This window comes from Nocardia sp. NPDC088792 (genome assembly GCF_044750615.1).
GTDB lineage: Bacteria > Actinomycetota > Actinomycetes > Mycobacteriales > Mycobacteriaceae > Nocardia.
The window spans coordinates 544,115-558,765 of the sequence record NZ_JBIVKC010000001.1 but is presented as its reverse complement, the minus strand read 5'-3'; the positions used below and the strand labels follow the sequence as shown (position 1 = coordinate 558,765).

General features: G+C 67.7%; 15 protein-coding genes. 7 read left to right on the top strand and 8 right to left on the bottom strand.

Features of this window, described 5'->3' with window-relative positions; genetic code table 11:
* Positions 1 to 58: 58 nt before the first annotated feature.
* A complete protein-coding gene (locus tag ACIP5Y_RS02775) occupies positions 59 to 865 on the bottom strand; it encodes an NAD(P)H-binding protein (protein ID WP_400346992.1) in 807 nt (268 codons plus the stop codon).
* 41 nt (positions 866 to 906) lie between these two features.
* On the opposite strand from ACIP5Y_RS02775, the gene ACIP5Y_RS02770 reads away from it, so the two are divergent.
* Positions 907 to 1,353, top strand: a complete 447-nt coding sequence (locus ACIP5Y_RS02770; protein ID WP_400346991.1) for a TetR/AcrR family transcriptional regulator — start codon at positions 907 to 909, stop codon at positions 1,351 to 1,353.
* Between the two features lie 245 nt (positions 1,354 to 1,598).
* Positions 1,599 to 1,991 carry an ankyrin repeat domain-containing protein gene (locus ACIP5Y_RS02765; RefSeq protein WP_400346989.1) on the top strand — a complete coding sequence of 131 codons (393 nt, stop codon included), beginning with the start codon at positions 1,599 to 1,601 and terminating at the stop codon, positions 1,989 to 1,991.
* 15 nt (positions 1,992 to 2,006) lie between these two features.
* Here ACIP5Y_RS02765 and ACIP5Y_RS02760 read toward each other — a convergent pair whose 3' ends face one another.
* From ACIP5Y_RS02760 to ACIP5Y_RS02730, 7 genes are all read right to left on the bottom strand, one after another.
* On the bottom strand, positions 2,007 to 3,017 hold the full coding sequence (locus ACIP5Y_RS02760) for a magnesium and cobalt transport protein CorA (RefSeq protein WP_400346987.1): 1,011 nt from the start codon (positions 3,015 to 3,017) through the stop codon (positions 2,007 to 2,009).
* Between the two features lie 79 nt (positions 3,018 to 3,096).
* The gene (locus ACIP5Y_RS02755) at positions 3,097 to 3,921 is read right to left on the bottom strand and encodes an ABC transporter permease (RefSeq protein WP_400346985.1); all 825 of its coding nucleotides are present in this window, start codon (positions 3,919 to 3,921) and stop codon (positions 3,097 to 3,099) included.
* The gene (locus ACIP5Y_RS02750; RefSeq protein ID WP_400346983.1) at positions 3,918 to 4,934 is read right to left on the bottom strand and encodes an ABC transporter ATP-binding protein; all 1,017 of its coding nucleotides are present in this window, start codon (positions 4,932 to 4,934) and stop codon (positions 3,918 to 3,920) included. The genes ACIP5Y_RS02755 and ACIP5Y_RS02750 overlap by 4 nt, the downstream gene beginning before the upstream one ends.
* A 196-nt stretch (positions 4,935 to 5,130) precedes the next feature.
* Positions 5,131 to 5,814, bottom strand: a complete 684-nt coding sequence (locus ACIP5Y_RS02745) for a PadR family transcriptional regulator (RefSeq protein WP_400346981.1) — start codon at positions 5,812 to 5,814, stop codon at positions 5,131 to 5,133.
* 154 nt (positions 5,815 to 5,968) lie between these two features.
* On the bottom strand, positions 5,969 to 7,378 hold the full coding sequence (locus ACIP5Y_RS02740) for a three-helix bundle dimerization domain-containing protein (RefSeq protein ID WP_400346979.1): 1,410 nt from the start codon (positions 7,376 to 7,378) through the stop codon (positions 5,969 to 5,971).
* A 90-nt stretch (positions 7,379 to 7,468) separates the two neighbouring features.
* Positions 7,469 to 7,903, bottom strand: a complete 435-nt coding sequence (locus tag ACIP5Y_RS02735) for a ferritin-like domain-containing protein (protein ID WP_400346977.1) — start codon at positions 7,901 to 7,903, stop codon at positions 7,469 to 7,471.
* A complete protein-coding gene (locus ACIP5Y_RS02730) occupies positions 7,900 to 8,385 on the bottom strand; it encodes a hypothetical protein (protein ID WP_397010743.1) in 486 nt (161 codons plus the stop codon). The genes ACIP5Y_RS02735 and ACIP5Y_RS02730 overlap by 4 nt, the downstream gene beginning before the upstream one ends.
* 415 nt (positions 8,386 to 8,800) lie before the next feature.
* On the opposite strand from ACIP5Y_RS02730, the gene rimP reads away from it, so the two are divergent.
* The 5 genes from rimP (at position 8,801) to ACIP5Y_RS02705 (ending at position 14,643) form a co-directional block, all read left to right on the top strand.
* Positions 8,801 to 9,442, top strand: a complete 642-nt coding sequence (gene rimP / locus ACIP5Y_RS02725) for a ribosome maturation factor RimP (protein WP_400346976.1) — start codon at positions 8,801 to 8,803, stop codon at positions 9,440 to 9,442.
* Entirely contained in the window at positions 9,439 to 10,467 is a 1,029-nt protein-coding gene (nusA, locus tag ACIP5Y_RS02720; RefSeq protein WP_397010739.1) for a transcription termination factor NusA, read from the top strand. Before rimP ends, nusA begins: the two co-directional genes overlap by 4 nt.
* A gap of 182 nt (positions 10,468 to 10,649) precedes the next feature.
* Positions 10,650 to 10,958 (top strand): YlxR family protein, encoded by a 309-nt coding sequence (locus tag ACIP5Y_RS02715; RefSeq protein ID WP_400349077.1) that lies wholly within the window; start codon positions 10,650 to 10,652, stop codon positions 10,956 to 10,958.
* Between the two features lie 108 nt (positions 10,959 to 11,066).
* Positions 11,067 to 14,246, top strand: coding sequence for a translation initiation factor IF-2 (infB, locus tag ACIP5Y_RS02710; RefSeq protein ID WP_400346975.1), 3,180 nt, complete (start codon positions 11,067 to 11,069; stop codon positions 14,244 to 14,246).
* 106 nt (positions 14,247 to 14,352) lie between these two features.
* Positions 14,353 to 14,643, top strand: coding sequence for a DUF503 domain-containing protein (locus ACIP5Y_RS02705; RefSeq protein WP_397010819.1), 291 nt, complete (start codon positions 14,353 to 14,355; stop codon positions 14,641 to 14,643).
* Positions 14,644 to 14,651: the final 8 nt, after the last annotated feature.

Here is a 14,651-nt window from a genome sequence, read left to right as displayed (position 1 = left end):
TGGGATATGAGCGGTCGGGCCGCGGGCGACCTGGCAAGGAAAGCCGGGCCGTGATCGGCTAGGGCAGGGGGAGTTCTGCCTTCAGATAGTCGGCCATGGTGGTGGCGGGGCGGCCGAGCAGGGTGGTGAGGTCCGCTGTGGCGGAGGAGAATTCGCCGTTCCGGCTCGCCTGGAACAGGCCCACCAGCAGGCCGGCGGCCGATTCCGGGACACCGCGGCCGATCAGAGCCTCGCGATAGTCGTTGTCGGACACGATGATCCGGCGGATGGGGCGACCACTGAGTTCGGCCGCCCGGTCTGCCACCTCGGCCATGGTCAGGGCTTCGGGACCCGTGAGGGGCGAGGTGACGGCGGCGGGGGCCGCGGTGGTCAGGAGGATTGCGGCGGCGTCGGCCAGGTCGGCGTGGGCGGTCCAGGCCACCGGACCGTCCTCGGGCGCAACGAGTTCGCCGGTCTCCACCGCATCGCCGAGCAGCATCACGGCGGACTGCGCGTAGAAACCGTTGCGCAGCACCGTGAACGGGACACCGCTCGCGCGCAACGCGGCCTCGGTGGCCGCATGGTCGGGCATCGGCGGGAAAGGCGAGTCCGGGTTCGCGCCCATATGACTGGTGTAGACGATCCGCCCGGCCCCGGCCGCCGCGGCGGCGTCGATGGCGGCGCGATGCTGAGCGACGGCCGCCGACCCGCTGGAGTTGCTCGACACGATCAGCACCGTATCCGCGCCCTCGAAGGCGGCGGCAAGGCTCGGCGGATCGGTGAAATCTCCCCGGCGTACTCGCACGCCACGCGCTTCGAGAACACTCGACTGCCGCGGGTCACGCACGCTGACGCCCAGCTCCCCGGCGGGCACCCGTTCCAGCAATCTCTCGGGTATCGACCCGCGCGGTCAGCACGGCGGCAGGCGTGCAACCGCCGACCATCTACCGCCTGTTCGGCGACAAACAGGGCTTGCTCGATGCGGTCGCCGCGCACGGCTTCGCCGCCTACCTCGCCACCAAAACGACGCGGGAACCCACCGCTGACCCGATCGCGGACCTGCGCGCGGGCTGGGACCTCCACGTCGGCCTCGGTCTCGCCGATCCGGCGTTGTACACCCTCATGTACACCCGCCCCGGCGCGGGCGCGGGCACCCCGGCCGCCGTCACCGCCTTCGGCATGCTCGCCGCACTCATTCGCCGCATCGCCGAGGCCGGCCGGCTGCGGCATCCCCGAAGAGCGGGCCGCCGCACTGGTCCACGCGGCGGGCAGCGGCACGACACTCGCCCTGATCGCCACACCCGAAGATCGCCGCGATCCGGAACTGTCCAGCACCGCACGCGAAGCGGTCATCGCCGCCATCACGACCGGTGAATCAGCCACCGCCGGCAAGAGATCGGCCACCGTCGGTAAAGCATCATCCACCGATGGCGTAGCACCGGCGACGGCGGCGGTCACCCTGCGTGCACTGCTGCCCCGCACCGAGGCCCTGACCGCGGCCGAACTCGGATTGCTGCGCGAATGGCTGGACCGCATCGCCGACCGGGCCCACTGATCGACCGGCTTTCATATACGGCTCTTTCCCCGGCAGCATCGCTCCGGCTCGATAGAGTGGCCTGGTGGAACCCAAAGATCTGGACCCCGAAGTGCTGGAGCTGGCGAGCAAGATCTTCGATCTGGCCCGCAGCGGTGACGCCGCCACCCTCGGCGCCTACCTCGACGCCGGCGTACCGGTGAACCTCACCAACGAGAACGGCGACACGCTGCTCATGCTGGCCGCCTATCACGCCCACCCGGAAGCGGTGAGCGTGCTGCTGGACCACAAGGCCGACCCCAACTTCGGCAATGACAAGGGTCAGACCCCCTTGTCCGGCGCGGTTTTCAAGGGCGAGGACGCGATCGTCAATGCCCTGCTGACCGCCGGCGCGGACCCGGACGCGGGCAGCCCCTCCGCGCGCGACGCCGCCGAAATGTTCGGGCAGACCAAGTATTTGAAGCTGTTCACCAAGTAGTCGCAGCCAGAAGGCTCACAGCCAGTCATTGCGGTGGAAATTCGCGTAGAGCCCACCGCAGATGACGAGCATGACCGCGATGACAGCGGGATACCCGAAATGCCAGGTCAATTCGGGCATGTGCTCGAAGTTCATACCGTAGATTCCGGCGATCATGGTCGGCACCGCGGCCAGGGCCGCCCACGCCGAAATCTTGCGCATATCGGTGTTCTGCTGTACACCGACCTTCGCCAACGCGGCATTGATCAGGGCGCTGAGGGATTCGTTGAAATTCATGATCTGCTCGGTGACCTGAGTGTGGTGGTCGGCGACATCCCGCAGATAGCTCCGGATCTGTTCCGGCAGCGGCAGTGTGGCGTCCTGTACGAGGGTCCGCAGCGCCAGGCCCAAAGGCCGGACCGCGCCACGCAATTCGACGACCTCGCTCTTGAGCTGATAGATGGCCTCCACCGCGATCCGGCTCCCCGGCCGGAAGACGGCCTCCTCCATCTCGTCGATATCCTTGTCGATGGATTCGATGACGCCCAGGTAGGAGTCCACGACATGGTCGGCCGCCGCATGCATGACCGCGCTCGGGCCGAGCCGCAGCCGAGACGGGTTGGCCTCCAGCTCATCCCGCGCCCGCAGCAACCCGCCGAAGTCCCCGTGCCGCACGATAATGACGAAATCCGGGCCGAGGAAGATCATGATCTCGCCCGTATCGACGATTTGCGCGCTCGCACTGGTCAATTCGTGCTCGAGATAGCGCACCGTGCGCATGACGAGAAACAAGGTGTCGCCGTAGCGTTCCAGCTTCGGTCGCTGATGCGCGTGTATGACGTCCTCAGCAGCGAGCTCGTGTAACCCGAAAGCCTGCGCCACATCGTCCATCGTGGCTTTGTCCGGCTCCAGCAGCCCCAGCCAGACGAAACCGTCCTTTCGCGCCCGCACATCCGTCAGCGCGTCACGATAAGTGAGCTGATCCGAGAATCGCCGGCCATCGAGGTAAACAGCGCAAACCATCTCACCGGATCGGATATCGGCCACGGCCCGATAGTAGACACAGAATCATCCGGCCCGCGGACGACATTCGCCGCGCGGGCCGGATTCTTCGCGAGAGCCGCGGTTACTGCGTGCGCTGGTAGCTGTGGAAGGCGGACAGGGCCCAGACGAAGGCGAGTGCCGCCAAGGCCGTCAGGTAGCCGAGGTGAGCGGCCACGAACCCGGCGTCCGCTGTGCCCGCCAGGCCGCTGCGGCCGATATCGACCGCCCACGACACCGGATTGAACTTCGAGATGTCCTGCACCCACCGCGGCATGAGCGCGGGCGACATCATGCCCGAGGACAGGAACGTCAACGGCAGGATGATCAACTGCGACATGCCGATCAGCGCGATCTGACTCCGCGAGATCAGCGCCAGCGCCACTGAACCCGCACAGAAGATGGCCGCCAGCAGCGTCGCCGCCGCCAGCGCGAGCACCATGCCGACCGCCCCGCCCGGATACCGTGCGCCCCCGGCGAATCCGATCACCAGCACCAGCGCCGACTGCACCAGCCCGATGATCAACTGCACCGTGAGCTGACCGGCGATCACCGCGCTACGCGAAATCGGCGCGGTCAGAATCTGATTCATGACACCGTTGTCGATGTCCTCGATATAGCCGGTGCCCGCCCACACGCCGGAGTAGAGCACCGTCATCATGAGCACGCCCGGCGCCAGGAACGTGATGTAGTTGGCGGCCCCGAAGCCCGGGATGTCACCCACCGACTTGAAGACCTGCCCGAACAGCAGGATCCACACGATCGGCTGCAACAGCGCTGCGAACACGCCCCAGGACTCCCGCAGGGTATTGACCATCCACCGCCGGAAGACCTGCCCGGCCGCCACCGGCCAACCGGCCGTGGGCACTTCGTAGGTGGCGGTGCTCTCGTAGGTCGCGAGCGCGGTCATGCCGCCACCCCCGTCCGGCCGTTGTCGGCCCGGTACGAGCGGCCCGCGTAATGCAGATACACATCGTCCAGACTCGGCCGGGACACCGATACCGCGCCGAAAGCGATTGCCGCGGCATCGAATTCACTGATGACCCGGCCGACCACGCCGGACAGGTCGTCGGTGCGGGCGATCAGCTTCCCGTTCGGGCCGTCCTGCTCGACGATCACATCGTGCAGCGCCGGAATGGCTTCCCCCACCGCGCGCACCGCGGCGATATCCGGTTCGATGAGCTCCACCGTCAAGGTATCGCCGTCGAGGGTCGACTTCAGTTGCGACGGAGTGCCTTCGATAACGGCCCGGCCGTGATCGATGATGACCAGCCGGTCGGCCAGCTCATCGGCCTCCTCCAGATAATGCGTGGTCAGTACCACGGTGAGCGCCGCCTCGGTGGCCAGCCGCCGGATCTCCGACCACATTTCGGCCCGCGCCTGCGGATCCAGACCGGTGGTCGGCTCGTCCAGGAACAGCACCTGCGGGCGGTGCACCAGCCCGACCGCGACATCCAGCTTGCGCCGCATACCGCCGGACAGCTTGGCCACCTTGCGATTCCGGGCCTCGGTCAGCTGGAACTGGTCGAGCAGCCGCTCCGCGCGGTCCGCGGCGTCGTGCCGCGTCATGCCGTGCAGCCGGCCCGCCATGACGAGATTCTCGAAGGGGTTCTGCCGCGGGTCCGCGCCCGAACCCTGTGAGACATAACCGATCCGCTGCCGGATGGCCGCCGCATCGGTGGTGACATCGAATCCGGCCACCCGCGCCGTACCGGAGGTGGCGGCGGACAGGGTGGTGCAGATCTTGGTGGTGGTGGATTTGCCCGCCCCATTGGGGCCGAGCATGCCGTAGACGGTGCCGGCGGCAATGCCGAAGGTCAGGCCGTCCAGCGCCCGGACATCGGGCTTGCGCCGCCCGCCCGGATAGATCTTGACGAGATCGGAGACCTCGACCGCGGCCGAGGGCATGGATGTGTGAGACATGAGTGGGTCCTCGTGTTCGGGGATGCGAACGACCGTGGGACCGCAGATATGCTGTGAGTGCTGTTCGAGCATCGGCGGTTCGCTGCCGGTCGTTCGGATCCGGCTCCGGCTCGGGTGTTGGCGCACCCGGGCCGTTGTCGTTACTGGGATAGGAGACTCGTTACTGGGTTTCGAGCGAGCGTCGATGAGATGGGCATCAGCTCGGTGGTTTCGGCATCCCCCGTTCTTCCATGAACTTGTCGGTCTCTTCCGGTGGCACGCGGCCACCGGGGTACTTGTCGACCAGCTCCCGCATCGCGTGCCAGCCGTCGAGGCCACCGAATACGCCCGATTCGATGCGGTCGGCGAGCTCGGCCGTGAACTCCCGTTCGGCTTCGAGCATGCGGACCTCGTAATTGCCCTCGACCATGAGCAGTTCGGGCAGCCAGTCCTCGACCTCGGCGGCTTGGGCGCGGGCCGCGCCGATCTGCCCGTCCAGCAGGGCAACCCGGCGGCGCAGCAGCTCGGTGACCTCCTCGGGTCCCAGCACCGGCAGGAAGGACAACGCGGCCATGAACCGCGGGTACTCCTTCTCCGGCTCGGACAGCCAGGCCCGCATCCAGTCCCGCGTCTCCGTATATCCGGCGTCGGTCACCCGATAGATGGTGCGGGCCGGCCGATTACCGTCCTGTTCCGCGCCGACGACCTCGATGAATCCCTGTTGCAGTAGCGACTCCACCACGGCGTAGAGCGCCCCGAAGTTGATTCGGACACTGCCTTCTTTGCCACGCTGCTTCAGGGTCTGCGAGAGCTGGTACGGATGCATCGGACGCTCGGACAGCAGGGTGAGCACCGCGAGCGCCAGCGGGTTCACCCGCCGGAAAGGCCGCTTCCCCGCCATGCTCGCCTCCGAGTACTCTGACCAAAGTATTTCCTTACTCTGGTCAGAGTATCCCCGCCGGTGCAAGGTCACAAGGGGAATGGAAGGGCCGCGCAGCACGTACGTGCTGCGCGGCCCGGATCCGGCACCCCGCTGTGCCGAAGTCGCTCGAAGCTCAGTTGCCGTAGGCCTTGGCCACATCGTCCAGCAGATGCTCGAGGGTGTCGTAGTCGGGCGGATCCACCACATTCACCAGATCCGGGATCACCGGCGCGTGATGCTCGGCGGTCACCTTCGTGAACAGGCTCGGATCCTGCGGCCGGAAACCGTGCTCGGCGGCCAGCCGCTGCAGGTCCGGATCCGTGGCCAGCAGCTTGCCCACGCTGTCGCCCTTGTCGTCCAGCGGCACCACCGTGTGCTGCGACAGCACCGTCGGCTTCGGATACATGAGCACCATGTCCGGCTTCAACTGATCGTGCACCGCGGCGTCCACGTACTGCGCCTCGTAGATCCACGCCATCGGGATCGGGCCCATGCCGCCGGCCAGATACTCCTTGAACGGCGCGTCCGAACTGCTCTCGGTGTAACCCTGCCGGGTGAACAGGCGCGAAATGCGGGACACCGCATAGTCCTCCGCCTTCGCGCCGCGCACGATGGTGTTGTCATTGGCGACGTACGCCGTCACCGCCACATACATGGCCGCCGAATTCGACGTCCGCGGGTCGGTGGTGGACACCAGCACGTTCTTGCTCACCGGATAGCTGGTGTTACCCGCCAGCTGATCCCACTGCGTGCCCTGCTCCGCCAGCTCCAGATACTTCTGCACATCGAAAGCCGGTGCCGGACCGGGCGTCACGATCCCGGCCGCCGTCAGCAGATCGGCGATGGGCTTGAAGGTTGCCACGGCCATGGGGGAGGAGAACGGCGTGTACTTGCCGCTGACCCCGCGCTGCCGCTGGATCCGCTCGGCCGCCGACGAGCTGGAGGGGAACGCGAAGTCGTAGTGGCTCAGATCAACCGAGGTCGCGATCTGCCGCGACCCGGCCGGATCGATATCCACCTGGAGACCGTGCTTCTTGAAGACATCCGCCACCTTCGGGTCCGCGAAGAAGTCGGACTTCTCCGACCCCACCACGCCGTGCACGACGGTCAGCGCCGCCGGCGCACCCGAGGCGGGCGCCGAATCCGGTTGCCGCACCGACAGGGCCACGGTCACGCCGAGCACCACCACCACGCCCGCCGCGACGGCGCCGACGAGCTTCTTGTTGGCGGTCACCTTCCCCAAGATGTCCTGGAGATTACGACTATCCGAATTCGAATTGTCGCCCAAGGTAATTGATGGTGATTTATCCGGAACAACTGTCATCGCTTCGGTTTTCGAACCGGGATGCGCCAATTCTCTTCGCGCTATTCGCTCCACCAGAATCGGTACGAACTCGCGCACCTTGTGCCCGGTGAACCGGCTCCGCACCGCACCCACCACGGCCTCGACCCGCTCCTGCGTATGCGCCTCGCCATAGTCGTCGACCAGGCGATTCGTCACCTCGCGCAGTGCTTTTTCTTCCCGGGCAGCATCGACCGCCACAGTATCTCCCTCGACCTCACACCGGAATCGAATTGCGCGGCAAAGAAATACGCCACCGCGCAAGCCGATACCCTACCGTGGAAATCGAATTCAGGGCTTGCCGGGAAATGCGATCGTCGCGGGGTTGGTGCCGAGGATCGCCTGCCAATTGGCCAACCGCACAGCGGAATCGGTGAGCGCCTCGATCCCGGTGCGGCGAGTCGCCGGCAGATCCGACTGCTCCACCACCGACCGCCACGCGACCGCACAATCGGATTCGACGGTGACGGCCAGCTTCGCGGCCGGAATGGGATCGTCCACCGGGAACGGCGCGGTATAGGCCGCGGCCGAATCCGGCACCGGCGCACCACCGGCCTTCAGCGCATCGATGGTGGCATCGCGCCGGGCCCGATGCGCGGCGGTGTACTCCGCCACCACCTTGGCCCGATCGGTATTCGCGTAGGCGGCGATGACCCCGTACGCGTAGACAGCGGCGTACTCGGCGCTCAGGGCATCGGTGAGCGCCTGCTGGTCGGCGGTTGTCATGCGAGCAGAACCCCCACGTGAGTCGCGCAGGCGGCACTGATCGAAGCGAGCAGCCCGGCGCGGTATCCGGTCGATTGGGCCGACAGATCGGCGGCGGAACGTTGCGACTGGCCCAAGTCGGTGCGCAACTGGCCGATCGACGGCGGCGACGCCACCGTCGGCGTGATCGGCGGCGTGCGCTTGCTCGGCGTGGTGCCGTCACCGTAAACGCCGATGGCACGGTCGATTTCGGTGCGCAGCGCATCGGCGTGCGCGGTGCGCTGGGTGGCGATGGTCTGCAGGGCCCCGGCGCGATCCGGCGTGGTGGCTATGGCGGCGGTCGCGGCGGCCGCATCGGTGCGGGCCGCAGCCTCCTGCACCAGCAGCGGATCCGGCGCCGACGGCGACTCGTCCTTCGAACATGCGGCCAGCGCCCCGACCGTGATAACTGCCACAGCGCCGCCACCCGCCAACCGCAGCGCCGACCGGCGATCGACGGTCACCCCGCGAGGGTTGCTGAGCTCGGCGGACGGGGGTTCGGGCGGCAGCGGGGACGGGCCTGTTCGGTCCGGTCGGACCACTGCACCGGCCGGGCGGCCGCTCTGACTGCTGGACACGGCATACATGGTGCCAGTCGTTGCGGCCGGCTTGCCGACTCAGGGCCGTCGGATAGGCTGTGATCTCGCACGATTTGTCGTCGCCACGGGCGCGTCACTCCTGGACACGCCGCCGGCCCGGCGGACCCCACCATGCCGAACTCGAGCAGGTTGGCTGGTCCTTTACACTCTTTCCGCGCGTTACGCTAGAGCTTTGGTCGGGTATTTCGCCGACGCCGCCGCGAGCGGCGCGCGCACCATGCCCCATCAGGATCTATACCGACAACTCAAACCGTCACAACTGAACCAGGAGCCGCCCAACATGCCGATGCCGACCGAGGAAAGGGTGAGCCAGCTAGTTGCTGGGCTCGTCGAACGCCGAGGGTTCGACCTCGAAGGCGTCGCGATTTCGGCCGCGGGTGCGCAGACCAAGGTGAAGGTGACCGTCGACAGCGACACAGCCTCCGATCTGGACGCCGTCGCCGACCTGAGTTCGGAGATCTCGCAGGCCCTCGACGACGCGGGCGACTTCGGAGAGACGCCCTACCTGCTGGAGGTCACCACCCCCGGCGTGGACCGCCCGCTCACCGCCCCCCGGCACTGGCGCCGCGCGCAGGGCCGCAAGGTCAAGCTCGCGTTGCGCCCGGGTGTGGAATCACCCGAAGAAAAGGGCAAGCCACACTTCGAAGCCCGCGTCGGCGTTCTCACTGATGATTCGGTGGCGTTGGTGCTGGGTGGCAAGCGGAAGCCACACCGGGTGACGGTGCCGCTGGCCGATATCGAGTCCGCCGTGGTCCAGGTCGAGTTCAGCCCACCCGGCGCGGCCGAGCTGGAACTCGCGGGGGGAGTAGCGCAGGGCCGTCCCCAGCCCGGCGCCCAGGAGGAATCCGAAACATCGCAGGAATCCGAAACAGCCACAGCCACAGCAGCGGCCGTATCACTGACCGAAGGGATCGTGGAATGAACATCGAAATCGAAGCCCTGCGCGCGATAGTCGCCGACAAGGGGATCTCGATGGAGACCGTGATCTCCGCGATCGAGTCGGCACTGCTCACCGCCTACCGGCACACCGAGGGCCACCAGCCCAACGCCCGCATCGACATCAACCAGAAGACCGGTGTGGTGCGCGTGATGGCCCGCGAGGTCGACGCCGACGGCAATGTCATCTCCGAATGGGACGACACCCCCGAAGGTTTCGGCCGCATCGCCGCCACCACCGCCCGCCAGGTCGTGCTGCAGCGCCTGCGTGACGCCGAGAACGAGAAGTCCTTCGGCGAATTCTCCACGCACGAGGGCGATATCGTCGGCGGCGTCGTGCAACGCGATGCCCGCATGAACGCCCGCGGCACCATCGTGGTCCGCATCGGCTCGGAAGCCCATGGCGCCGAAGGCGTCATCCCGCCCGCCGAGCAGGTGCCGGGCGAAACCTACGAGCACGGCGACCGCATCAAGTGCTACGTGGTCGGCGTCTCGCGCGGTCCGCGCGGCCCACAGATCACCCTCTCGCGCACGCACCCCAACCTGGTGCGCCGCCTGTTCGCGCTCGAGGTCCCCGAAATCGCCGACGGTTCAGTCGAAATCGTGGCCGTGGCGCGGGAGGCCGGGCATCGCTCCAAGATCGCGGTACGCTCCACCGTGCCCGGTGTGAACGCCAAGGGCGCGTGCATCGGCCCGATGGGTCAGCGCGTGCGCAATGTGATGAGCGAGCTCGCCGGCGAGAAGATCGACATCATCGACTACGCCGAGGATCCCGCCGCTTTCGTCGGGAATGCTCTGTCCCCGTCGAAAGTTGTATCCGTCACCATCGTGGATCCCGAGGCCCGTGCCGCACGGGTCGTGGTTCCGGACTTCCAGCTCTCGCTGGCGATCGGCAAGGAGGGGCAGAACGCCCGCCTCGCCGCCCGCCTCACGGGCTGGCGCATCGATATCCGCAGCGACGCGGCGCCCGATGTGACCGGATCGATGCGCACGGAGGCGCATCGGGGTTGATCTTGCCGCGCGGCGGTGACCATGGAAAACATGGCCCGATCGCTCCCGAGATTTGTGAAACGGACCCCGCGGGTGACAGGTTGGTAACTTCCAAGGGGTACGGATGCGGAGATCGGGACGTGACAGCGGTAGAGTGGACGCAGGCTCAGCACGAGTCTCCGGCTTCTCTGCGCGCCGAGCGGATGCAATCAAGATCAGCACCCGTCCGGACCTGCATAGGATGCCGGAAACGCGAGCTGGCTGCCGAGTTGGTGCGGGTCGTGGCGCAGGGCATTGCAGTCGAGGGTGAGAACTTTGGCGGCGAGAGCATTGCGATCGTTCCGGATCCGCGGCGCAGACTTCCCGGAAGGGGTGCGTGGTTGCACCCCTCTTCGGCTTGTCTGAGTCAAGCAGTTCGGCGCCGAGCATTCGGCAGAGCACTACGAGTGTCCGGAAATCTGGATATCTCAGCCCTGGAGCATTACGTAGAGAACAGGCACGAGCACTCATGAGCACACCGTGAAGTCCAAGCGATGATCGGCCATCGGAATTAATCGAGGTCGTGCGGGTCACCCGTCCTGAGACGGGGAGTCACGCTCGACCTCTGAGTGAGGAGAGCAGTGGCAGGCAAGGCCCGCGTGCACGAGTTGGCAAAAGAACTCGGTGTCACGAGCAAGGAACTACTCGCAAGGCTCAAGGAGCAGGGCGAGTTCGTGAAGTCGGCGTCCTCGACGGTGGAAGCACCCGTCGCACGCCGTCTGCGTGAGTCGTTCGCGTCGAAGGACGCCTCGTCGAACGGCGCGTCGAAGACCGGCGGCGCACGGCCCGGTCCCAATGCGGCACGACCCGCCCGTCCGGGCGATTCGGCGGCCGCCAAGCCCAACCCCAACGCTTCGGGACCTCGTCCCGGCGCCCCCCGTCCGGCCGCTCCCGCGCCGGCTCCCGCTGTGAAGCCGGCTCCGGCCGTCGCCGAGCAGTCCGCCCCCGCGGTCCGCGCCGAGGCTCCGGCCGCGCGTCCGGCCCAGCAGGGTGGCCCGCGTCCGGGTCCGGCCCCCAAGCCGGTTCCGCGTACGCCCGAAACCGCCGCTCCCGCAGCGGCTTCCGCGGCTCCGGCAGAGTCGGCGGCTCCCGCCACCGCGCCGGCGCCGAGCACTCCGGCTCCGCAGTCGGGCTCGCGCCCGGCTCCGGGTGGTCAGCGTCCGGCCCAGCAGGGCGGCTCGCGTCCGGAGTCCGGTCAGCGTCCGGCCCAGCCGCAGCAGCAGGGCGGTAACCCGTCCGCCGCACCGCGTCCGGGTGGCCCGAAGCCGGGTCCGAAGGCGCCGCGGGTCGGCAACAACCCCTTCTCTTCCGCACCGGAGCGCCCCGCGCCGCGTCCGGCCCCGCGCCCGGGTGGGCAGCAGGGTCAGGGCGGCCCGCGTCCGGGTCCGCAGGGCGGTGCCCGCCCGGGTCCCGGCCAGGGTGGCCCGCGTCCGGCTCCCGGCCAGGGCGGTCCGCGCCCGGGTCCGGGTCAGGGTGGTCAGCGTCCGGCCGCCGCGCAGGGCCAGGGTGGCCCGCGTCCCGGCGGTCCGCGTCCCAGCCCCGGTTCGATGCCCCCGCGGCCGAACCCGGGTGCCATGCCCGCTCGCACCAACCGTCCGGGCGGAGGCCCGGGTGGCGGTGCCGGTCGTCCCGCGCGTCCGGGTGGTCCCGGCGGCGCCGGTGCCGGTCGTCCCGGTGGCGGCGGCGGTGGCGGCTACCGCGGTGGCGGTGGCGGCGCTCCGGGTGCCGGTGGCGCCGGTGCGGGCGCGGGTAACACCGGTGGCGGTGCCGCGGGTGGTTTCCGCGGACGTCCCGGTGGCGGTGGCGGCGGTGGTCGTCCCGGTTCGGGTGGCGGTCGCGGCGGTGCCGCGGGTGCCTTCGGACGTCCGGGTGGCGCGCCCCGCAAGGGCCGCAAGTCGAAGCGGGCGAAGCGCGCCGAGTACGAGTCGATGCAGGCTCCCGCCGTCGGTGGCGTGCGGCTGCCGCGCGGCAACGGCGAGATCATCCGTCTCGCCCGTGGCGCGTCGCTGTCCGATTTCGCCGAGAAGATCGGCGCCAACCCGGCCTCGCTGGTACAGGCGTTGTTCAACCTCGGTGAGATGGTCACCGCTACCCAGTCGGTGAGCGAGGAGACCCTCGAGCTGCTGGGTTCGGAGATGAACTACGTCGTGAACGTGGTCTCCCCGGAGGACGAGGACCGCGAGCTGCTCGCCAACTTCGACCTCACCTACGGCGAGGACGCCGGCGACGAGGACGACCTGCAGATCCGTCCGCCGGTCGTGACCGTCATGGGTCACGTCGACCACGGTAAGACCCGACTGCTGGACACCATCCGTAAGGCCAATGTCCGTGAGGGCGAGGCCGGCGGTATCACCCAGCACATCGGCGCCTACCAGGTGCTGACCCACGTCAACGCCGAAGACCGGCTCATCACCTTCATCGATACCCCGGGTCACGAGGCGTTCACCGCCATGCGTGCCCGTGGTGCGAAGGCGACCGATATCGCGATCCTCGTGGTCGCCGCCGACGACGGCGTCATGCCGCAGACGGTGGAGGCCATCAACCACGCGCAGGCCGCTGACGTGCCGATCGTGGTGGCGGTCAACAAGATCGACAAGGAAGGCGCGAATCCGCAGAAGATTCGCCAGCAGCTGACCGAATACGGTCTGGTCGCCGAGGAATACGGCGGCGACACCATGTTCGTGGACATCTCGGCGAAGCAGGGCACCAATATCGAGCAGCTGCTCGAGGCGGTCGTCCTGACCGCGGACGCCTCCCTGGATCTGCGGGCGAACCCGGACATGGACGCGCAGGGTGTGGCCATCGAGGCGCACCTCGACCGCGGCCGTGGTCCCGTGGCCACCGTGCTGGTCCAGCGCGGCACCCTGCGGGTCGGCGACTCGATCGTGGCGGGTGACGCCTACGGCCGCGTCCGCCGCATGGTCGACGAGCACGGCGACGACGTCGAGGCGGCCCTGCCGTCGCGGCCCGTCCAGGTCATCGGTTTCACCTCGGTGCCGGGCGCAGGCGACAACCTGCTCGTGGTCGAGGAAGACCGGATCGCGCGTCAGATCGCCGATCGCCGCAACGCTCGCAAGCGCAACGCCCTGGCCGCGCGCAGCCGCAAGCGGATCTCCCTGGAAGATCTGGATGCCGCTCTGAAGGAGACTTCGGAGCTGAACCTGATCCTCAAGGGCGACAACTCCGGTACCGTCGAGGCCCTCGAAGAGGCGCTGCTCGGTATCGATGTCGGCGACGAGGTGCGACTGCGCGTCATCGACCGCGGTGTCGGTGGCGTCACCGAGACCAACGTCAACCTGGCGTCGGCCTCCAACGCGATCATCATCGGCTTCAACGTCCGTGCCGAGGGCAAGGCGACCGAGCTGGCGAACCGCGAAGGCGTGGACATCCGCTACTACTCGGTCATCTACCAGGCGATCGACGAGATCGAGAAGGCCCTCAAGGGTCTGCTCAAGCCGATCTACGAGGAGCACGAGCTGGGCCGGGCGGAGATCCGCCAGATCTTCCGCTCCTCCAAGTTCGGCAACATCGCGGGTTGCTGGATCACCTCCGGCTCGGTCAAGCGCAATGCCAAGGCGCGTCTGCTGCGTGACAACGTAGTGGTCGCGGAGACGGTGACCATCGCGTCGCTCCGTCGTGAGAAGGATGACGTGACCGAGGTTCGTGAAGGCTACGAATGCGGTATCACGCTGACCTTCAACGATATTCGCGAAGGTGACATCATCGAGGCCTACGAGCTGCGGGAGAAGCCGCGCGACTAGGCAGTACGCGATCCCGCCGGGTCTTCGGGCCCGGCGGGGTTGTGCCCCTTCCCTTTCCGGGTAACGGTGCGCGCATTTCCCGGGGCGCGTTCATATGACTGAAAAGATGTTCTTCGGAGCGCTCGAGTTCGATATCTTGCTCGGTGATGTGCATTCACTGAAGGAGAAGCGCTCCGTCATCCGCCCCATACTCGCCGACCTTAAGAGGTTCGAGGTGAGTGTGACCGAGGGCGGCGACCATGACCGGTACCGGCGGACGTTGCTCGGTGTGGCAATGGTCAGCTACGGCATGAATCACCTGACCGAGGTGCTGGACAAGTGCGAACGGCACGTCGCGAACCGTCCGGAGTTAGAGTTGCTGGCGGTACGCCGCCGCGTCTTCGGACCCGAAGACTGAACAGAATG